This is a genomic window from Kitasatospora nipponensis (assembly GCF_039528135.1).
Lineage (GTDB): Bacteria > Actinomycetota > Actinomycetes > Streptomycetales > Streptomycetaceae > Kitasatospora > Kitasatospora nipponensis.
Genome location: NZ_BAAALF010000001.1, coordinates 12,276 through 31,385, shown reverse-complemented (window position 1 = coordinate 31,385; position 19,110 = coordinate 12,276). Strand labels below are relative to the sequence as shown.

General features: G+C 73.5%; 17 protein-coding genes. 8 read left to right on the top strand and 9 right to left on the bottom strand.

The genetic code is table 11. The features are described 5' to 3' along the window. Nucleotides 1-8: 8 nt before the first annotated feature. On the bottom strand, nt 9-737 hold the full coding sequence (locus tag ABD323_RS00130) for an aspartate/glutamate racemase family protein (RefSeq protein WP_344437469.1): 729 nt from the start codon (nt 735-737) through the stop codon (nt 9-11). A 672-nt stretch (nt 738-1,409) separates the two neighbouring features. On the opposite strand from ABD323_RS00130, the gene ABD323_RS00125 reads away from it, so the two are divergent. Next, on the top strand, nt 1,410-1,670 hold the full coding sequence (locus tag ABD323_RS00125) for a hypothetical protein (protein WP_344437466.1): 261 nt from the start codon (nt 1,410-1,412) through the stop codon (nt 1,668-1,670). Nucleotides 1,671-1,725: 55 nt separating this feature from the next. On the opposite strand, the gene ABD323_RS00120 is transcribed toward ABD323_RS00125, so the two are convergent. The 4 genes from ABD323_RS00120 to ABD323_RS00105 form a co-directional block, all read right to left on the bottom strand. Beyond that, entirely contained in the window at nt 1,726-3,381 is a 1,656-nt protein-coding gene (locus tag ABD323_RS00120; RefSeq protein WP_344437464.1) for a beta-1,3-glucanase family protein, read from the bottom strand. Nucleotides 3,382-3,563: 182 nt separating this feature from the next. Beyond that, nucleotides 3,564-4,223: a response regulator transcription factor gene (locus ABD323_RS00115; RefSeq protein ID WP_344437462.1), complete on the bottom strand. Its 660-nt coding sequence runs from the start codon at nt 4,221-4,223 to the stop codon at nt 3,564-3,566. Further along, on the bottom strand, nt 4,208-5,581 hold the full coding sequence (locus tag ABD323_RS00110; protein ID WP_344437460.1) for a sensor histidine kinase: 1,374 nt from the start codon (nt 5,579-5,581) through the stop codon (nt 4,208-4,210). The genes ABD323_RS00115 and ABD323_RS00110 overlap by 16 nt, the downstream gene beginning before the upstream one ends. 53 nt (nt 5,582-5,634) lie before the next feature. After that, a complete protein-coding gene (locus ABD323_RS00105; protein WP_344437457.1) occupies nt 5,635-6,093 on the bottom strand; it encodes a hypothetical protein in 459 nt (152 codons plus the stop codon). Nucleotides 6,094-6,337: 244 nt separating this feature from the next. Between ABD323_RS00105 and ABD323_RS00100 the strand changes: the two genes are divergently transcribed. Next, nucleotides 6,338-7,051: a rhomboid-like protein gene (locus ABD323_RS00100; RefSeq protein WP_344437455.1), complete on the top strand. Its 714-nt coding sequence runs from the start codon at nt 6,338-6,340 to the stop codon at nt 7,049-7,051. Nucleotides 7,052-7,101: 50 nt separating this feature from the next. Further along, nucleotides 7,102-7,353, top strand: coding sequence for a Smr/MutS family protein (locus ABD323_RS00095; protein ID WP_344437453.1), 252 nt, complete (start codon nt 7,102-7,104; stop codon nt 7,351-7,353). Nucleotides 7,354-7,358: 5 nt separating this feature from the next. On the opposite strand, the gene ABD323_RS00090 is transcribed toward ABD323_RS00095, so the two are convergent. The 3 genes from ABD323_RS00090 to ABD323_RS00080 form a co-directional block, all read right to left on the bottom strand. After that, nucleotides 7,359-7,763, bottom strand: coding sequence for a hypothetical protein (locus tag ABD323_RS00090; protein ID WP_344437451.1), 405 nt, complete (start codon nt 7,761-7,763; stop codon nt 7,359-7,361). 76 nt (nt 7,764-7,839) lie between these two features. Next, nucleotides 7,840-8,475, bottom strand: coding sequence for a class I SAM-dependent methyltransferase (locus ABD323_RS00085; RefSeq protein ID WP_344437449.1), 636 nt, complete (start codon nt 8,473-8,475; stop codon nt 7,840-7,842). A 15-nt stretch (nt 8,476-8,490) separates the two neighbouring features. After that, on the bottom strand, nt 8,491-9,474 hold the full coding sequence (locus tag ABD323_RS00080) for a sigma-70 family RNA polymerase sigma factor (protein WP_344437447.1): 984 nt from the start codon (nt 9,472-9,474) through the stop codon (nt 8,491-8,493). A gap of 285 nt (nt 9,475-9,759) precedes the next feature. Between ABD323_RS00080 and ABD323_RS00075 the strand changes: the two genes are divergently transcribed. The 4 genes from ABD323_RS00075 (at nt 9,760) to ABD323_RS00060 (ending at nt 15,982) form a co-directional block, all read left to right on the top strand. Then, nucleotides 9,760-10,086, top strand: coding sequence for a CU044_2847 family protein (locus ABD323_RS00075; RefSeq protein ID WP_344437445.1), 327 nt, complete (start codon nt 9,760-9,762; stop codon nt 10,084-10,086). After that, nucleotides 10,059-14,351, top strand: coding sequence for an nSTAND1 domain-containing NTPase (locus ABD323_RS00070; RefSeq protein WP_344437443.1), 4,293 nt, complete (start codon nt 10,059-10,061; stop codon nt 14,349-14,351). The genes ABD323_RS00075 and ABD323_RS00070 overlap by 28 nt, the downstream gene beginning before the upstream one ends. Nucleotides 14,352-14,516: 165 nt before the next feature. Then, on the top strand, nt 14,517-15,263 hold the full coding sequence (locus tag ABD323_RS00065) for a class I SAM-dependent methyltransferase (RefSeq protein ID WP_344437441.1): 747 nt from the start codon (nt 14,517-14,519) through the stop codon (nt 15,261-15,263). 101 nt (nt 15,264-15,364) lie between these two features. Then, nucleotides 15,365-15,982 carry a TOPRIM nucleotidyl transferase/hydrolase domain-containing protein gene (locus ABD323_RS00060; protein WP_344437439.1) on the top strand — a complete coding sequence of 206 codons (618 nt, stop codon included), beginning with the start codon at nt 15,365-15,367 and terminating at the stop codon, nt 15,980-15,982. Between the two features lie 69 nt (nt 15,983-16,051). On the opposite strand, the gene ABD323_RS00055 is transcribed toward ABD323_RS00060, so the two are convergent. Further along, the gene (locus tag ABD323_RS00055) at nt 16,052-17,209 is read right to left on the bottom strand and encodes an agmatine deiminase family protein (protein ID WP_344437436.1); all 1,158 of its coding nucleotides are present in this window, start codon (nt 17,207-17,209) and stop codon (nt 16,052-16,054) included. Nucleotides 17,210-17,416: 207 nt separating this feature from the next. On the opposite strand from ABD323_RS00055, the gene ABD323_RS00050 reads away from it, so the two are divergent. Beyond that, nucleotides 17,417-19,081 (top strand): serine/threonine-protein kinase, encoded by a 1,665-nt coding sequence (locus ABD323_RS00050; protein WP_344437434.1) that lies wholly within the window; start codon nt 17,417-17,419, stop codon nt 19,079-19,081. The last annotated feature ends 29 nt before the right edge of the window (nt 19,082-19,110 follow it).

The following is a 19,110-nucleotide window of genomic DNA, read 5'->3' as shown; positions in this document are numbered from 1 at the left end:
GCCGGCTGTCAGTGCGGGGCGGGCGCGGGCGGTGCGTCGCCCGGACCGCCGGACAGGGCCGCGTCGACCGCGGCCGCGGCGTGGATCCGTGCGGTGGCGAAGACCGGGACGGGGCTGTCCTCGGGGCGGATGAGGAGCTCGATCTCGGTGCAGCCCAGGATGACGCCCTGCGCACCGCCGGCGACCAGGTCCGCGATGACCTTCCGGTACGCGGCGCGTGACTCCTCCCGCACGACGCCCAGGCAGAGCTCCTGGTAGATCACCCGGTGGACGAGCGCGCGCCCGTCGGCGTCCGGGACGCGCACCTCGAGTCCGCCGGCCTCCAGCCGGCCTCGGTAGAAGTCCTGCTCCATGGTGAACGCGGTGCCCAGCAGGCCGACCCGGTGCAGGCCCGACGCCCGTACCGCCCGGGCGGTGGCGTCGGCCAGGTGCAGCAGGGGGATGGAGACCGCCGCCTCGACCCGGTCGGCGACCTTGTGCATGGTGTTGGTGCAGATCAGCACCAGATCGGCGCCGGCCGCCTCAAGCGCTTGAGCGGCCGCGGCCAGCACCTCGCCGGCCTCCGCCCAGCGCCCCTGGACCTGCAACTGCTCGATCTCCGCGAAGTCCACCGAGTAGAGCACGCACCGGGCCGAGTGCAGCCCGCCGAGGCGGTCGCGGGTGAACTCGTTCACCAGCCGGTAGTACTCCGCCGTCGACTCCCAGCTCATCCCGCCGATCAGCCCGATCGTCTTCATCGCCCTGCCCCTCACGTCGACTCCGAGCGGCCCCGCGGCCGCCACCGGAGGTCCCGATATAAGGAATCCAGCATGGCACACGCGGAAATATAAGCATCACTTGGAGATACCGGGTGGCGATGCCGGTCGACCAGGCCCAGGGGGATCCGTTCCCGGAGTTGGTGATCCGCGCGATGCCCCAGAGGCCACTGGCGCAGTGGAGACCGTAGACCCCCTGGCTGACCACCGACTGGACTGGCCCGGGAAGAGGATGTCGCCGGCAGAGTCGCCGTTGATGCCGTAGGTGACGCCGTTACAGGAGTCGTACACACCGGTGTAGACGCGTACGTCGGTACTGCCGCCGGTGACGTGGACGCTGCTGTGGTTCGCGAGGCTGCTGCTGGAGAGCCGGACGCACGGCGTCAGGGCCCAGCGGAACGTGAGGGGCTTCGACAGTGCCGGCACGGTTTCCTCCGTGGTCTCGTTCGGAGTGCCCACTGCAGTCGAGACGTCTTGCTCTTCGACATAGGACCTGCTCAGCAGCACCGTGGGCGGCGAAGAGGTCGAGTGTCGCTAATTTCAGCTGATGGATATCTGTTGGCCACTCACATCAGCTGTTAAAGTCCCTGCTTGCCGTGACCCGGCGCATGCAGGACTCCCGCACTACTCCGCCAGAGAAGATGGAGAACAAGCATGGCTTCGCTGTCCCACCGTGCCGCCGCCGTGACGCTCGTCGCGGCCGGCCTGCTCGGCCTCGCGGGCGCCACCGCCACCGAGGCCTCCGCCACCACGATCAGGCACTTCGTGGCCACCGGCCGCAACCCGGGCCAGGCCGGCGCGTGGGCGTGGGCCTCGGCCCACGCCGCGGGCTTCACCGACGCCCAGTGCGGTGAGGAGGTCGAGGGCGGCGCGGGCGGCTACTGGAAGGCCGTCGTCACCTGCGTGGTTCCGTGAGCTGATCGCGACCGGGCCCCCGCCGCACCGGCGGGGGCCTCGGCCTGTCCGGCCGTCAGTTGGCGGCGAAGGTGAACCAGTTGATGTTCGCGTAGTCGGCGCCCTGGCCGCTGCTGAAGGTCAGGTAGACGGTGTGGACGCCGGTGACGCGGGAGATCGCGGCCGGGACGGTGGTCCAGCTCTGCCAGCCGCCGGTGTTCGCCAGGGCGAAGCTGCCGACGGGCGGGGCGGTGGGGCTGTCGAGGCGGACCTCGACGAGGCCACTGACGCCTGACGCCGCCCCCGAGGCCACCCGGGCCCTGAACTGGGTGGCGCCGGCCGCACCGAAGTCGATGCCGGCGTAGCCGAGCCAGTCGCCGTTGGAGATCCACCCCACGTCCCGGCCGCCGCCGGCGTCGCCGCAGGCCTCGGTCCGGGTGCCCGACTGGGAGGTGTACGCCTCCGCCTGGAGCGTGCCGTAGGCGCTGCCGCCGCCCGGCGGGGGCGGGTTGCCCGAGCCCTGGGCGGCGGCTCCGACGGTGATGGTGAACAGGGTCGGGGTGGCGGACTGGACCTTGCCCTCGAAGTCGACGCCGGCCGGGTGGACGTCGTCGTAGGGGAACGCGTAGCCGAGGTGGTCGGAGGTCGTCGCGTGCAGGATGCGCGCGTAGTGGTTGGTGCGGGGCGCGGTGTAGAAGGCGGCCGGGTTCTCGCCGTCGGGCTGGTTCGCGTCAGCCAGCAGCGTCGTGCGGTTGAGGGCCGCCGCGAGGCGCGCGCTGAGGTTGCCCATCTCGTCGTTGCCCGTGGTGAAGGGCGCGCTGCTGCAGTTGAAGACCGCCGCGGTGGACGGCTTGGTGAAGCTCCCCACCCCGGGGAAGGTCAGCACCCCGTTGCTCACCCGGCCGCTGACGGTGCCCCAGGTGTACTGGGTGTCGATCACCAGGTCCGTGTTCTGGTACTTCTGCCACACCTGGTCCAGGTAGGGCTCGAGGTACCCGGCGAAGAGCGAACCGTTCGACCCGATGGCGAGGTTGGGGCTGAGGACGCGCAGGTTCCTCCCCGCGGAGTCCTGGACGATCAGCTTGGCCCAGTCGCCGCCGTCCGCCGCGGCCTGCGCCCGCAGGGCGGCGCAGACGGAGTCCAGCCCGCCGGCCGGCAGCCCCTGGACCGTCTGGGTCCCCTGGGAGGTCTGCAGGGCGAAGGAGATGGGGACGGAGACGAAGTCCACGAAGCTGATGTTGGCGTAGAGCTGGCTCTGGTCGTAGGTGAACTCGCAGAAGCTGTAGGCCGTGTTGATGTTCGGATCGCTGGGGTTGCTCACCGAGGGCATGGCGATGCCGGGCCCGGGGTTGACCAGGAACACCAGCTTGCCGCCGATGGAGAAGTAGATCCGCCCGCTCGCCAGCCGGGGCAGCGAGATGGTGCGGGGCGCCGCGCCGGCGGGCGGCAGGGCGATCGCGCAGTCGGCGCCGAGCGCGGCTCCGGGGGCGGACGGGGAGGGCGGGTGGTAGAGCGTGCGGCCGTCCGCCTGGAGGAAGGCCCAGGTGTTGCCCTGGGCGGGGTCCAGTCCCAGGACGTAGGCGTAGACGGTGTCCGAGGACGTGGTGTTGGCCAGGTTCACGCTCAGCGTGGCCGGTGTGGCGGCTCTGGCGCCACGCTCCTGCGCGGTGAGCACGATCGGGGCGGCGAGGGCGGCGATCGAGGCGCCGATCAGGGTCCTACGGGCGATCACGGAGTACTCCCTGGCGGAGGCGGCGACGGGCTGCGGAGCAGGGCTGGTCCAGCTGGTCTGTCACTCTGGCCAGTTGGCGTGATCGAGTCAAGAGATGTCGCATTAAGGCGCCCTCAAGCCGCCTTATCGTTTACTCCTTGAACACGGCCGCCCCACTGCCGGCCCGGTGCGCCCCCTGCGCGTCACTCGTCCTGGCCGTCCGCCCCCAGGTAGGTCAGCACGGCCCGGACCCGGCGGTTGCTGTCCTCGTCGTTGGTCAGACCGAGCTTGGTGAAGATCGCGGTCGTGTACTTGCTGATGGAGCCCTCGCTGAGGAAGAGCCCGCCGGCGATCGCCGTGTTGGAGAGCCCCTCGGCCATCAGCGCGAGGACCGAGCGCTCCCGTTCGGTCAGCGTGGCGAGCGGGTCGGCCCGCTGGGGCCGGCCCAGCAGCTTGGCCACGACCGTCGGGTCGAGCGCGGTGCCGCCGGCCGCGACGCGGTGGACCGCGTCCATGAACTGCCCGGCGTCCAGCACGCGGTCCTTGAGCTGGTAGCCGATGCCACCGTGCCCGTCGGCGAGGAGCTCGCGCGCGTACAGCTGCTCCACGTGCTGCGAGAGGATCAGCACGGGCAGCCCGGGGACGGCCCGGCGGGCGGAGAGCGCGGCCTGCAGTCCCTCGTCGCAGAGCGTCGGCGGCAGCCGGACGTCCACGATGGCCACGTCCGGTCGCAGGCCGACCAGGGCCTCCAGCGTGGCCGGCCCCGAGTCGACGGCCGCGACGACCTCGTGCCCGAACGCCTCGACGAGGCGCACCAGCCCGTCGCGGAGCAGGAAGAGGTCTTCGGCTACGACAATTCGCACGGCACCGCCACGGTGATTCGAGTGGGTCCCCCGACGGGGCTGTCGATCTCCACGCGCCCGCCGAACGCCGCCGCGCGGCGCTCGATGCCGCTCAGCCCGGAGCCCGCGGACGCGGCGGCGCCGCCGATCCCGTCGTCGCTCACGGTGGCGGTCAGCAGTCGCGACGCATAGGCGAGTTCGACCCCGACCCGCTCGGCCCGGGCGTGCTTGGCGACGTTCGCCAGCAGTTCCGCGACGGCGAAGTAGAGGGCCGACTCGACGGGACGCTCGGGCCGCGAGGGCAGCCGGCTGACGACGTCGACCCGCACGGAGGAGTCGAGCGCCAGGGCTCGTACGGCGTCGACCAGGCCGCGCTCGGCGAGCACCGGCGGGTTGATGCCGCGCACCAGCGAGCGCAGTTCGGCGAGCGCGGTGGCCGACGAGGCGCGGGCCTGGGCCAGCAGGGCCTTGGCCGCCTCGGGGTTGCTGTCGACGAGCTGCTCGGCGGCGCCCATCGACATCCCCATGGCCACCAGGCGGGCCTGCGCGCCGTCGTGCAGGCCGCGCTCGATGCGTTCGAGTTCGCGGGTCTGGGTCTGGGTCAGGTCCGCGCGGATGCCCTCCAGTTCGGTCACCCGCCGCCCGAGCCGACTGGTCGGGACGGGACCGAGGAACCGGCGCGCCACCGGTCCCAGGAGCCGCCACGCGAAGGGGACAGCGGCCAGGCCGGCCACCATCACGGCCGCGGCGAGCCCGTGGCCGGCGGCCTCCGGGCCCCGGCCGGTGACCGCGGGCGTCAGCAGCAGGCAGCCGCCGTAACCGAGCGCGAGCAGCGGCAGGGCCGCGACCGGCAGCACGGTGACCGAGGCGACCAGGGCCCACAGCCCGTCCCAGTGCAGTTGGGGGTCGTGGAACCGGGCGTGCACCGCGGCCCGGCGGCGGGCCTCCCGTTCGGACTTGTGGTACTCGTGACCGTCCCACCAGAAACCCGTCGCCATCCTGGTCACCGGCGGCACCGAACGGTAGGTCACCGCGAGTTGCAGGTTCAGCCAGTGTGCCGCGCGGCGGCGGGCGGCCCGGGCGAGCGTCCGGCTGGTCAGCGGGTGCACGACCCAGAGGGTCGCGGCGGTCCACAGGACCACCACCAGGGTCTCTCCCAGGGTCGCCAGCGCCCGCAGGGCCAGGGGGGCCGAGAGGCCGTCGGACCAGGAGTAGGCCAGCGCGGCGCCGCCGAGGGCGACGGGCACGGCGAACAGGGCCGGCACGCAGGTGATCCCGACCAGCACGGCGCACCGGTACAGCCCGAGCCCGACCTCGACGCACCAGCGCCGCGGGCCGCCTCCTGGGGGTGTCCACATCCGCCCGACTCCTTTCGCCATGGTGATCATTGTGTCAGCCGGGGTCCGGCCCGCGGGAGTTGTGCGGCGGATCCTCAGACCCTCTCCCCCCGCCCGGAGAACGCGGCCCGCAGGACGGCACCGCGGGTCAGCACGGCGACGGCCACCAGGGCCAGCGCGGACAGGCCCTGCAGCACGGCGTACCAGGCGGGGCACAGGCCGGGGACCAGGTCGACGCCGACGACGGCGACCGGCAGGGTGGTGGCCAGCGTGCGCACCCGGTCGAATGCCGGCCGGGAGCCCTGCGACGCCTGGTTCACGTACCGGCGCAGCAGCGGGGCGAGCGCGAGCAGGATGCCGCCGCGGACCCAGAGGAACGCGGTCACCGGGTGGTGGGTGAGGGCCATCACGGCCACCGTCCCGAGGACGACGGCGCTGACGGCGCCGAAGAGCGTGACGTACGTCCCGACGGTGTCGAAGGCCTCCCGGGTGAGGGAGTCGCCGGGGTTGGCGGTGGCGGTGGTGGTGGTCGCGGTCGCGGGGGTGGTCGTCATGGTCCTTCGTTCCTCCGTGTCGTGGTGATGTCCTCGACGCTACGGAGCGCCCGAGCGGCGCGGTATGGGCCTGGCCGTACGACGGGGTGGGGCTGGACCCACTCCCGGACCCGGACTCGGGCCCGCGCCTGGACCCGCTCACCGGCCGGCTCGCCGACCCGCTCCCCGGGCGACGCCCCGGGCGACCCTCCCGGACGCCCCCCGGGCGGTGCCCTCCGTCGGCTGACCTGGAGAATCTCCAGGCATGAACCCTCAGTCCCTGTGGGCCCCCCTGCGCGGGCTGGTCCGCGCCGCCGGGGCGTACCCGCGCCGCTCGCCGCTGACCTTCGGCTACGTCTGCCTGCTCCTGGTCAGCCACGCCTGGGTCACCTACGGACTGTCCGCCGAACGGGCGGACGCCCTGCTGGGCTACGTCAGCACCAACCTGGGCAACCTGCACGACCACCCGGTGCCCTCACTGCTCGGCAGCGCGCTGTTCTTCGACGGCACGCTCACCGACGTCACCTCACTCGGCTTCGTGGCGACCCTGATCACCCTGGGCCTGGGCGTCTGCTGCTTCCTGGCCTGGGCGGAGCGCCGGTGGGGAGGGGCGCGGGCCGCCGCGGTGTTCCTCGGCGGGCACGTCGCGGCCACCCTGCTCACCGCCGTCGTCATCACCCTCGCCCTGCGGCACGCCTGGTACCCGGCGAGCGTGCGACAGGCCACGGACTACGGGATCAGCTACGGCGCCCAGACCGTGCTGGCGGCCGGCATCCTCGCCCTGCCCGGCTGGGCCCGCCTGCCCTGGGTGCTCTTCGTGCTGGGTTGGCCGCTCGGCGGCGCCGACTGGACCGGACCGCTGCCGGACTTCACCACCGTCGGGCACCTGATCGCGGCCGCCCTCGGCTTCGCCGTGGCGGCCGCCGTGGCGATCCGGCGCCGCCGCGGCCGGAACACCGGGGCCGGCCGGGTCGGTTAGGGTGCGGCGATGACCACCGACGAGAACCCCGGACCCAGGACCTCCCGCTGATGCGCAGTCTCGACCTGCACCCGATCTTCCGGAACAACCGTGACATCGAGCTGGCGATGCGTCAGTTCCTGTTCTCGGCGGCCCAGTCGGGTGACCAGGCCGCCGAGATCATTCCCGGCAAGGGCTCCGGACAGCTGATGCGGCGGGTGTTGGCCTTCCTGGACCAGAAGCACATCCGCAAGCTGTACCTGCGGCGTGAGCTGGACCCGAGGAACCCCGGCCGGGTGCTGGTCCACTTCCGGGAGCCGTGAGGCCGTCAGGGGCGCACCAGGGCGACCTCGCGGCGGTGGCGCTCCTGTTGGGCGGAGTCCCAGTCGCCGGTGCAGTAGACGGACAGGTCGCTGATGGCACCGTCGGTGACGTCGGCGCGGAACAACTCGCGGCAGTACCAGTGGTCGTCGGCGTCGGTCCAGCGTTCCTCGACCTCCAGGACGAACCCGGTCGGCGTGGGGTCGCAGCGCCAGCGCGGCACCGTCCCCTTCGAGGGGTGGGACTGCCGGCGCGCCCGGACGACCTCCTCGACACCGCTGGCCTGCAGGCGCCACTGCGGCGGGGTGAAGTCGCAGAACACGTCGGGCCGGAACAGGCCCTGCGGCGGGTCGCCGGTCTCCAGGAACGTGACGAACCTGCCGGCCAGTTGACGTGCGGTGCTCTCGTTCATGTCCGTTCCTCCCGGTCTCGTTCGCTTCGACAGGGGTCGCCCAGCCGAACGGGGTCGCCCAGCCGAACCGGGTCGCTCAGCCGACGGGGGCCGGCCGGCGGGCGCTGCCGACGATCATCGGGCTCTCGACCTTGGGGACCTTCGGCACCACGCCGCGCAGGACGCTCTCGACGGTGAGCGGGGAGGCCTCGATCGCCTCCAGCGTCGCGCGGTTGGGGTGGCAGCCGATCAGCGGGTAGGGGAAGGGCCGGCTGTCCTGCTTCGCGGCGACCTTCGGGTCGCCGGAGCGGACGTGTTCGAGGAAGAGCAGCCTGCCGCCCGGCCGCAGGACCCGCGCGATCTCGGCCAGCGCGACCTGCTCCTCGGGGACGCTGCACAGGGCGAAGGTGACCACGGCGGTGTCGAAGGTCGCGTCCGGGAAGGGCAGCCGCTCGACCGAGGCGTCCAGGATCTCGGTGGACCGTTCGAGTCCGGCGGCGTGCGCGCGCAGGCGGCGCCTCATGTGGGGGTCGGGTTCGACCAGGACCAGCCGGTCGACCGCGGCCGGGTAGTGCGGCAGGTTGAGTCCGGTGCCGGCGCCGATCTCGATGGTGGCGCCACTGGCCCGCGCGAGCAGGTCGCGCCGCCGCTCGCGCAGTCCCGCGCGTTCGGCGGGCCCGTTGATGGTGTCGTAGGCGGCCGCGAAGCAGCGCCGGGACAGTTCCTGGAACATGACGGACTCCTTCGGTCATCCGTTCTCGCGGTAGGGGTCGCCGTCGGGTCTGGCGGCGTAGTAGGCGATCACCCGGTGGGCCTGGAAGCCGCGGTGGTGCAGGACCTGGGTGAAGGCGGGCGGGCAGTGGAAGGGGTCGGCGGCGGGGTTGACGAACCGCGCCTCGACGACGGCGAGGCCACCGCTGGCGACCACGCCGACCAGCCGGTACCCGACCCCGTCCGCCAGGTCGCCCTCCAGGAGCCGTGCCCGCACCTGGCCGCGACCTCGCAACTCGGGGCCGTCGGCCAGCCGGGCCGTCACGTCGGGGGCGAAGACGGCGGCGAGCGGTCCGGGATCGCCGTGCCGGTTGAACGCCTCGAACGCCTCGTCGAAGCGCCGGGTCCACTGGCCGGCCGCGTCGCGTGCGGCACTGCTCGTGCGCGCCGCCTCGTCGAGCAGCCGCTTCGCCAGGACCGCCCGCAGCTGGTGCAGACGGCTGCGCACGGTGCCCAGCGGCACCCCGGTGATCGCGGCGATCTCCTGGTAGGAGTGCTGCCGGCCGAAGTAGCGCAGCATGGCGGTCACCCGTAGTGACTCGGGCAGTTCGCCGAGTGCCTGCCACACCCAGTCGCTCAGGGCCAGGCGCTCCACGCACTCCTCGGCCGAGGGCACCGGCCGTGCCCGGTCGAGCCGGGCGGTGACGTCCTCGGCCGGCCTCTCGCGGGCGGCGCGCAGCCGCATCAGGCACACGTTGCGCTGGATCCGCGCCAGCCAGCCGCCGAAGGCCGCCGGATCGCGCAGCTCGGAGAGCCGGCGCAGGGCGATCAGGAACGTGTCCTGCACGGCGTCGGCGGCGTCCTGCGGATCGCCCAGCAGCGCCAGCGCCTGGCGGTTCAGCCGGGCCCGGTGGCCTTCCAGCAGCAGCCCGAGGGCCGCCGTGTCGCCCCGCCCGGCCGCGGCCACCAGCTCGGCGTCGCCGGGCCGGGCCGCCTTCGGTGTCGCATGGATCGAGGTCATACCTACACGATGCGTCGGCGGCCGCGGAAGTTCGACATCCGGCGGAGTCGGCCGGGTCCACCGCCGCGCCGCGCAGAGCCGGTGTCCACCGCCGGCACCCCCAGCCGTGCCCAGCGCCGCGATCCCGGTGATCGCCGCGCCGGGGTGGAACACGATCCGGAGCAAACGTTCACCCTTTGTCCCAACCGATCCCACCGGCCCGGCCTATCATGACGAGGCAGCATCAAGTCTGATCAACTTCTCGTCGGAGCAGTTCCTTTGACGAGCCACGGGAGAGGTCGTCGCGTGTACCTGAGTGTGCCCTTCGAGAATGGCGAGACGATGCTCGTCGAACTGCCCGAGGGGCAGGGCTCCGGCGTCCTGCGGGCGAGTCGTGGTGAGGCCCTGGTCGAGTCCTCGGCCGAGACCTTCGAGTCCGGCCTCGGCCGTGTCCGGCACCTCGCCACGGCGATCCTGGAGCGGCTGACGGACCTCCCCCGCCGGCCCGACCACATCCGCGCGGAGTTCGGGATCCGCCTCACGGCCGAGGCGGGACTCGTCGTGGCCAAGGGATCCGGCGACGCGCACATCGTGCTGGAGCTGGAATGGAGTCGCGCGGCGGGCGGCGAGTGACGCCACCGGGCGGCCCGGGCGCCCTGGCCTGGGAGCGCGGGACCGCCCGCGTCCTGCACGACGGAGAGCCGGTCGGTGTCGCGTTCCTGATCCCCGGCCGGCTCCTGCTCACGTGCGCCCACGTCGTCTCGGCCATCGCCGGCCTCCCGGACCAACAGCCGCTGCCCGAGCGCTTTCCGGTGACCGTCGACTTCCCGCTCCTGCCCGGGCGCCCGAGGGCCGCGGCCACCGTGCACTTCAGCGTGCCGGTGGCCGCCGACAACAGCGGCGACGTGGCCGTGCTGCAACTGGCCGACGAGCCGCCGCCGGACGCCGTCGCCCTGCGGATCCTGGAGTCCGACGACCTCGCCGGACACCGCTGGCGGGCGTTCGGCTTCCCGAGGTACCCGGGTCCGGGCGGCAGCAAGAACGCCGGGATCTGGACCCGCGGCACCATCGAGGGCCGGGAGGGGACCGGCTGGTGGCAGCTGACCTGCGACGAGCAGGCGGGCTTCCCGCTGGCCGGGGGCTTCAGCGGGGCACCCGTGTGGGACGAGGAGTACCAGGGGGTGATCGGTGTCGTCGTCGCGGTCGAGGGGGACCAGCGGCGCCGGACCGGCTACGCGCTGACCGTCGAGTCGCTCGCCCGCGAATGGCCGCAGCTGCGCGCGCGGTTGCTCGCCGACAGCCCCTTCCGCGAGCTGCTGCCGTTCACCGAGCAGGACAGCGCGGTGTTCCACGGGCGTGACCACGAGACGCGTCAGCTGCTCGAACTCCTGGTGGAGCAGCAGGTACCGGTACTTCCGGTGCTCGGCGCCTCCGGCGTCGGCAAGTCCTCGCTGACCGGCGCCGGCCTGCTGGCCCATCTCGACGACGCCACCTACCTGACCGCTCGTCTGCCCCACGGCCTGCGCCTGACCGCCGAGGAGTTGCTCGCCTGGGCCCTGGCATCGGCCGGCGACGCGGACACCGGGACGGCGGACTGGCACGAGCGCTGGACCACCCTGTCCCGTCAACTGGGGGACGAGCACGGGCTGCGGACCGCGCTGGAGCAGACCCTGGCCCGGCGCCACGGGCGCTCCAGACTCCTGCTCGTCGTCGACCAGTTCGAGACCCTTCTCGCGGACGCGCCGGACACCGCAGCCAAGTTGGACACCATGCTGGGCGTCCTGACCGCGCGCCGGACCGACGGCAGCCGGCCGGCCCAGGCGGTGGTCGTCGCCCGGATCGACTACCTGCCGCAGATCGAGCGGCTGCCCCACCTCCGTGCCGCCTGGACGGGAACCCACTTCGTGGTGCCGCCGATGACGCGGGACCAGCTGCGGATGGCCATCACCCGCCCGCTGGACGGGCACGCGGGCACCCGATTCGCCGACGGCCTGGTCGAGCGACTGCTCAACGACACCCCGCGCGGCGCGGCCGCGCTGCCCATGCTGGAGTACACCCTGAGCCAGCTGTGGGCACGCCAGGAACGCGGCTTCCTGACGTCCACCGCCTACCAGGAGCTCGGCGGGGTCGAGGGAGCGCTGGTCGGCACCGCGGAACGCACCCTGTGGGAGTGGGCGGACGACTCCGAGCACCCGGCCCTGGAACGGATCTTCATCCAGCTGGTGCGCCCCGCCGAACAGTTGGACGCCGGCGACCGCGGCCCGGACACCCGCAGGGTGGCCGACCGCACCCAGTTCTCCGAGCAGGACTGGTCGTTGATCCACCGCCTCGCCAGCACCCGGCTGGTGGTCGTGACCAGCCGTCCGAGCGGCCTGGACACCGCCGAACTCGCCCACCAGGCCCTGGTGGAGAGCTGGCCGCGCCTGCGGGACTGGGTCGAGGACAACCGCGACTTCCGCGGCTGGCAGGAGGGGCTCCGGCGCACCCTGCGGGCCTGGCGGGAACAGGGCCGGCCCCCCGAACTCACCCTCGACCGGCGCCGCGTCGAGGAGGCGCAGCACTGGATCGACGCCCGGGCCGCCGAAGTCGCCGCCGAGGAAGCCGCGTTCGTCGAGGCCAGCAGGCAGGTGCAGCTTCGCCGCAGGCGCCGACGCCGTCTCGTCCGCACCGGTTTCGCCCTCCTCACCGTCCTGGTCCTCGTCGTGTCCGGCCTCGCCTTCGTCAACGCCCGGACCGGCGAGGCGCAACGCGACCTCGCCGCCTCCCAGCGACTGGTCACCCAGAGCCAGCTCCAGGCCGCCGCCGACCCCGCCCTGGCGGCCCGCCTCGCCCTGGCCGCCCAGAGCGTCCACCCCACCGCCGACACGCGCAGCCGACTCCTGACAGCCCTCACCTCGCCCCTGCGCGCCACGCTCACCGGCCCCACTCGACCGGTGCGCGCGGTGGCCTTCAGCCCCGACGGGAACACCGTCGCCGCCGGTGGTGACGACAGCACCACGCGGCTGTGGGACCTGCGGACCCGCAGCCAGACCGCCGCCCTGCCCGGCGCCCCCGACGCGGTGTGGTCGACGGCCTTCAGTCCGGACGGGCGGACCCTGGCCACCGGCGGCGACGACTGGACCGTGCGGTTGTGGGACGCACCGACGCATCGTCTGCTGACCACCCTCACCGACACGGGCGGACCCGTGGCCTTCAGCCCGGACGGCAGCACCCTCGCCACCGGCGGCGGGATGGGGGCGGTGCGGCTCTGGGACCTGCGGACCCAGGCTCCGCCGGCCACGCTCGCGGTGACCGGCGACCACACGACGGTGTCGGTGGCCTTCAGCCCGGACGGGAAGACGCTCGCCACCGGCGGCAGCACGGACGGGACGGTACAGCTGTGGGACGTTTCGACCCGGCGTCAGTCGGCCACCCTGACCGGACAGGGCAGCAACGTGGACTCGGTGGCGTTCAGCCCCGACGGAAAGACCCTCGCCACCGGCGACCGGGTCGGCACGACGCGGTTCTGGGACGTGGCGGCCCACAGCCTGCTGGCCGCCCTCGGCGGCCACACCGGCAACGTCTGGGCGGTGGCGTTCAGCCCGGACGGGCGGACCCTGGCCACCGGCAGCGCCGATCGGACGGTCCGGCTGTGGGACGTGGCGACCCACAGCGCGCTGCTCGTCCTCTCCGGCCACACCGGCGAGGTGAACTCGGTGGCCTTCAGCCCGGACGGAAGCACCCTCGCCACCGGCAGTGAGGACGCCACGGTGCGGCTGTGGGACATGCGGGTCGTCCACCCGCTGGCCACCCTCACCGCAGAGGGCGGCTCGATGCCGTCGGCGGCCTTCAGCCCGGACGGACGGACGCTGGCCAACGGCCTTGACGACGGGACGGTCCGGTTGTGGGACGTCCGGGCCGGCCGGCCGGTGGCCACGCTCGCCGGACAGGACGGCTCGGCACTCTCCCTGGCCTTCGGCCCGGACGGGCAGACCCTGGCCACCGGTGGTGACGACGGCACCGTGCGGCTCTGGGACGTCCGGGCCGGGCGGCTGCTCGCCACCCTCACCGGCCACACCGGCCTGGTGGGCTCGATCGCCTTCAGCCCGGACGGGCAGACCCTGGCCACCGGCAGTTACGTCGACCGTACGGTGCGGCTGTGGGACGTGCGCACCCACGAGGCGGTGGCCACCATCTCCAGCTGGATGGGAACCGTGGTCTTCAGTCCGGACGGGAACACCCTCGCCACCGGCGGCAGCACCAACCTGACGGTGCAACTGTGGGACGCGCGGACCCGCAGCGCCCTGGCCACCCTCACCGGTCACACCAACATGGTGGGCGCGATCGCCTTCAGCCCGGACGGACGGACCCTGGCCACCGGCAGTTGGGACGCGACGGTTCGGCTGTGGGACGTGCGGACGCACAGCCCACTGGCCACCCTGACCGGCCACTCCGACAGCGTGCAGTCGGTGGCGTTCAGCCCGGACGGCAGAACCCTCGCCAGCAGCGGCAGGGACGCCACCGTCCGGCTGTGGGACGTGCGGACCCACACGTCGGTGGCCACCCTCACCGGGCACACCAAAACCGTCTGGTCGGTGGCCTTCAGCCCGGACGGGCAGACCCTGGCCACCAGCAGCGACGATCGGACGGTCCGGCTGTGGGACGTGGCGACCCACCGTCCACTGGCCATCCTCACGGGACACACCGGCACGGTGCGGTCGGCGGTCTTCAGCCCCGGTGGCGGTGCCCTGGCCACCCGGGCCGACGACGACACGGTGCGACTGTGGGATACCGGCGTGTTCGACGATCTCTCCGCCCTCATCGACAGGGTCTGCGCGATCGCGGGCCGATCCATGTCCCAGGACGAGTGGCACCAGTACGTACCCGCCGCAGTCGCCTACCGCCGCACCTGCCCGTGACCGTCCCCAGCCGCCGACGGCTGCCGCCCGGGCGCTCGCCCCGGCCACCATCGGCGCCCGCGGCTGGGCCAACTTCTTTGTGGCATCTGCCAGTACGGCGGCCGGGCCGGGCGGAGGAGAGTGTCCGGCAGGGCGCGGACACCATGAGGCACCAGGGGGCGGCGGATGAGCGAGCAGCAGCAGTACGACCGGATCGGCGAGGCCTTCGAGGGGTTCAAGGCGCTGCCGTTGGCGCGGTACGGGGAGGTGCCGAGCTTCCTGCACCTGGTCGGGGACGTGCGCGGCAGGTCGGTGCTCGACCTGGCATGCGGCACGGGTTTCTACAGCAGGGAGGTCAGGCGGCGCGGCGCCACGGACGTCCTCGGTGTCGACATCTCCACCGAGATGGTCGCCGCCGCGCGGGACATCGACCGGCGCGACCCGCTGGGGGTGCGCTACGAGGTCGGTGACGTGGCCGAGTTGCGGCCGCTGGAGCGGCGCTTCGACCTCGCGCTGGGGGTGCAGTGCCTCAACTACGCCGAGTCCGTCGCGGCGATGGAGCGGATGTGCCGCAACATCCACCGGAGCCTGGTGCCGGGCGGGGAGTTCCTCGTGCTCGCCCAGAAGCCCGACTACCGGTTCGACTGCGCGTCCCTGGAGACGTACGGGTTCCGCTGCGAGCGGACCGGCGAGGAGGCCGAGACGGGTCCGCGGGTGCGGGTCACGGCCCTGCTGGACCCGCGGCCGATCAGCATCGAGGGAACGGCCCCGCGCCGCGAGGTCTACGAGCAGTCCCTGCGGGCGGCCGGGTTCCGGGCGCTCGAGTGGGTGCCGTTGCGGGTGTCGGAGGCCGGCGTCCGCGAGTTCGGCGAGGAGTTCTGGGCGGACCTGCTCGCCCACCCGCCGCTGGAGATGCTGCGCTGCCGGGCCTGACCCCGTCGAAGGGCTCCTGAGCGGGTGGCGCCCGGCGGCGATCGCGTGGACGGTGACGAAAAATCCGAGCCGTAACCGCCGGGCAGGGGCAAAATCGCCCCATGGCGGACATGCGAGCGTTCCGGGATGCGGTCACCGGCTGGGCGGCGGGCGGCCCCGGCGAGCCGGCGGGTGAGCTGGCCGGGCGGCTGCGGGTGCGGACGGCGGTGCTGCTGGAGGGGCCGAGCGATCTCGCGGCCGTCGAGACGCTGGCCGCGCGCCACGGCCGGGACCTGGCCGCCGAAGGGGTGTGCGTCATACCGATGGGCGGGGCGATGAGCGTGGGCCGCTACGCCGACCTGCTCGGGCCGCCGGGGCTGGGTCTGCGCCTCGCCGGACTGTGCGACGAGGGCGAACGGCGCTACTACGACCGCGCGCTGGAGCGGGCCGGCGCGCCCCGCCAGGGGTTCTTCGTCTGCGTGACGGACCTGGAGGACGAACTCGTCCGCGCCCTGGGCGTGGCACGCGTCGAGGAGATCCTGCGGGCCGAGGGCGACCTCCCGGCCTGGCAGACCTTCGTACGCCAGCCCGCCCACCAGGGCCGCCTCCCGCAGCGGCAACTGCGGCGCTTCCTGGGCACCAAGAAGGGCCGCAAGATCCGCTACGGCCACCTCCTGGTCGAAGCCCTCGACCCCGGGCGGGTCCCGGCCCCGCTGCACGATCTGCTCGCGGGCCTCTGACGCCTCGGTCCGGGCCCGCCTCAGCCCGGGCCCGGCCCGGGGTGGGGCCGGGCCCGGCGCGGGGTGGGGTCAGCCGGCGGGGACGGCCGGCTGGGACTGGGTGGAGCAGTGGATGCCACCGCCACCGGCGGCGATGTTGTCGATGTCGACCTGGACGATCCTGCGGTCCGGGTACTTGGCCTGGAGGATGGCGAAGGCGACACCGTCCGCGTACCCGTCGCCGAACTGCGGTGCGATGACGGCGCCGTTGACGGTGTAGTAGTTGGTGTAGCTGGAGAGGAAGTCCTTGCCGCGCCCGCGGATCAGGCGGCGGTCCGGTCCGGGCAGCTCGGTGACCTCCAGCCGGCGGCCCTGGGCGTCGGTGGCGTTCTGCAGGATCCGCTTCGCCTCGTCGTAGACGGCCACCCAGCGGGCGTCGGTCCCGGGGCCGGGCTGGTCCAGCAGGACCTGGCCGGGGGCGGTGAACCGGGCCAGGCAGTCGATGTGGCAGTCGGTGATGTCCTGGCCGGCCAGCCCCGGCACCCAGATGACCTTGTCGATCCCGAGCGAGTCCCGCAGCGACTGTTCCACCTGGTCCTGGGTCATCCCCGGGTTGCGGTTGGGGTTGACGAGCGAGCTGACGGTGGCCAGCAGGGTGCCCTGGCCGTCGGTCTCCAGCGAGCCGCCCTCGCCGACGAAGGAGGCCTGGACCCGGTCGACGCCGTACCGGCCCAGCAGCGTGGCGGCCGCGGCGGCGTCGTTGCCGAACGGCTGGTAGTAGGACGTGCCGGTCTTCCCCCAGCCGTTGAAGTTGGTGTCGACACCGGCGATCGCCCCGGGGGCGACGACGAAGGTGGGCCCGAAGTCACGGATCCACAGGTCGTCGTTGGCGATCTCCTCCACCTCGATGGAGAAGTAGGCGCCGGAGCCGCAGGCGTACCGGGCGTCGGCGGCCTGCCCGGGGCGGGCCAGCAGCACGACCGGCTCGTAGCGCGAGATCTCGTGGGCGAGGTTGGCGATGTCCCGGCGGACCGCCGGGAGCTGGTCCTGCCAGACGGACGCCAGGGCCGGCCAGGCCATGAAGGTGCGGGTGTGCCGGTCGGTCTCCGCCGGCAGGCGCAGCGTGGCGCCCGACGGCGCGGTCGCCGCCAGGGCGCCGGCGGGGAACGCCGCACCGAGGGCGACCAGCGGCAGGGCCGCCGCGCCGAACTTGAGCAGGCTGCGCCGGGTGGGGACGGACGTGTTCATGGGACTCCCTGAGGGAGGGGATGTGGGGGTGCCTCATCCTGCTCCAGACTGAAAATTCAGTCAAGGTGTGACGGGATCCCTGTCCTCGTACGGACCCGGACCCGGGAAGGAGGCGCCACACCGGGGGTTCTCGCCGGAGGAACTGACTGAAAATCCAGTCGGGTAGGATCCGGTCCGGCCCCGCCCGCCGATCCGCTGGGAGAGAGCATGACCGCAGAGCCCTTCGGCGCCCCGTCGCCCACGGCATTCCAGGCGCTGTCCCCGGACGACCCCCGGGAGGTCGGCGGCTACCGCCTGCGCGCGCGGCTCGGCGCGGGCGGCATGGGCCGGGTCTACCTCGCCCACACCCCCGGCGGACGCCCCCTCGCGCTGAAGGTGGTCCGGCCCGAACTCGCCGAGGACCCCGAGTTCCGGCTCCGCTTCGCCCAGGAGGTCGCCAGCGCCCGGCGGATCCACGGCCTCTACACCGCCCAGGTGGTCGATGCGGGCACCGACGCCGCCACGCCCTGGCTGGCCACCGCCTACATACCCGGCCCCTCCCTGCAGCAGGTCGTGCACCGCCACGGCCCGCTGCCCGAACGGACCGTGCTGCTGCTCCTCGCCGGCATCGCGGAGGCCCTGCAGGCGATCCACGCCGCGGGCGTGGTCCACCGCGACCTCAAGCCCGGCAACGTGCTGATCGCCGCCGACGGCCCCCGCGTCATCGACTTCGGCATCGCCCGCGCCGCCGACGGCAGCCCGCTCACCGGCACCGGCCTGCGGATCGGCTCGCCGGGCTCGATGGCCCCCGAGCAGATCATCGGCCGGTCCCCGACCCCGGCCACCGACGTCTTCGCGCTGGGCACCCTGATCGCCCACGTCGGCTCCGGCCGGCCACCGTTCGGCGAGGGGCCCGAACCCGCCTCGCTCTACCGGGCGGTGCACGAGGAACCGGACCTCACCGGACTGCCGGAGACCCTGCACGAGCTGGTCCGGCGCTGCCTGGCCAAGAACCCCGAGGACCGGCCGAGCACCGAGCAGCTCGTCGAGGCCGCACGCGACCACCCGGCCACCGGCGGCGAACTGCGCTTCGGCGACGACTGGCTGCCCCGGCGGATCAGCACCGAGCTCCACCGCCACACCGACTGGCCGAGCGCCACTCCCCCGCCCGTCACCGTCCTCGACCGGTCCCCGGGCCCGGACGACGTCCCGACCGCGCGCATCGCCCCCGCCCCGGCGACCACCCGCTTCGAGCCGGCCGCACCGGACCCCGGCGGACCCGAGAGCCGGACCGGCGGACGCCGCACCGCCCGCACCGCCCGCACCGCCCTCCTGACGACCGGTGCACTCCTCCTCGGCGCCGCCGGAACGTTCCTCCTGCTGGATCCGGGGTCCTTCGACGGCCTCGACGACCAGACCGTCGCCGCCACCGGCGGCCCCACCCCCTCACCGGCCCCGCCCACCACCGCGCCGCCCGCCACCGCGCCGCCCGCCCTCAACCCGCCCGCCGACGTCCCCGGCTTCACCGCGGTCTACACGGACCTCGAACTCACCTCGCCCGACCACTCCTACGAGTTCGACCTCAAGGCCGGCAAGGTGGCACCCCAGGACACCTCCACCTGGTACCTGGGCCGCCACGCGGGCGAGTTCTACCTCCCCGACGACAGCGACGCCTACGTCCCGCAGTCCGCCGGCCTCACCCTCCCCGACTGCGTCAAGGGCGTGGAGACCCGCCCCGCGGCCGCCCTGACCTTCGGCGCCCTCTCCGACGGCCGGAGCTTCTGCGTCCGCGCCCAGGGCGGCCAGGACTTCGCCCTCGTCCGGGCCCTGACCACCGCCCCCGACGACGGACCGGTCAGGATCAGCGTCAGCTACTACCGCCGCACGGCCTGACGGGTCGCGGCCGACCGCCGCCGACCGGG

Coding starts and splice junctions, on each gene's coding strand:
- ABD323_RS00130 (WP_344437469.1), bottom strand. CDS start 737: ATGAAGACGATCGGGCTGATCGGCGGGATGAGCTGGGAGTCGACGGCG.
- ABD323_RS00125 (WP_344437466.1), top strand. CDS start 1,410: ATGGCTTCGCTGTCCCACCGTGCCGCCGCCGTGACGCTCGTCGCGGCC.
- ABD323_RS00110 (WP_344437460.1), bottom strand. CDS start 5,581: ATGGCGAAAGGAGTCGGGCGGATGTGGACACCCCCAGGAGGCGGCCCG.
- ABD323_RS00105 (WP_344437457.1), bottom strand. CDS start 6,093: ATGACGACCACCCCCGCGACCGCGACCACCACCACCGCCACCGCCAAC.
- ABD323_RS00100 (WP_344437455.1), top strand. CDS start 6,338: ATGAACCCTCAGTCCCTGTGGGCCCCCCTGCGCGGGCTGGTCCGCGCC.
- ABD323_RS00095 (WP_344437453.1), top strand. CDS start 7,102: ATGCGCAGTCTCGACCTGCACCCGATCTTCCGGAACAACCGTGACATC.
- ABD323_RS00090 (WP_344437451.1), bottom strand. CDS start 7,763: ATGAACGAGAGCACCGCACGTCAACTGGCCGGCAGGTTCGTCACGTTC.
- ABD323_RS00085 (WP_344437449.1), bottom strand. CDS start 8,475: ATGTTCCAGGAACTGTCCCGGCGCTGCTTCGCGGCCGCCTACGACACC.
- ABD323_RS00080 (WP_344437447.1), bottom strand. CDS start 9,474: ATGACCTCGATCCATGCGACACCGAAGGCGGCCCGGCCCGGCGACGCC.
- ABD323_RS00070 (WP_344437443.1), top strand. CDS start 10,059: ATGGAGTCGCGCGGCGGGCGGCGAGTGACGCCACCGGGCGGCCCGGGC.
- ABD323_RS00065 (WP_344437441.1), top strand. CDS start 14,517: ATGAGCGAGCAGCAGCAGTACGACCGGATCGGCGAGGCCTTCGAGGGG.
- ABD323_RS00060 (WP_344437439.1), top strand. CDS start 15,365: ATGGCGGACATGCGAGCGTTCCGGGATGCGGTCACCGGCTGGGCGGCG.
- ABD323_RS00055 (WP_344437436.1), bottom strand. CDS start 17,209: ATGAACACGTCCGTCCCCACCCGGCGCAGCCTGCTCAAGTTCGGCGCG.
- ABD323_RS00050 (WP_344437434.1), top strand. CDS start 17,417: ATGACCGCAGAGCCCTTCGGCGCCCCGTCGCCCACGGCATTCCAGGCG.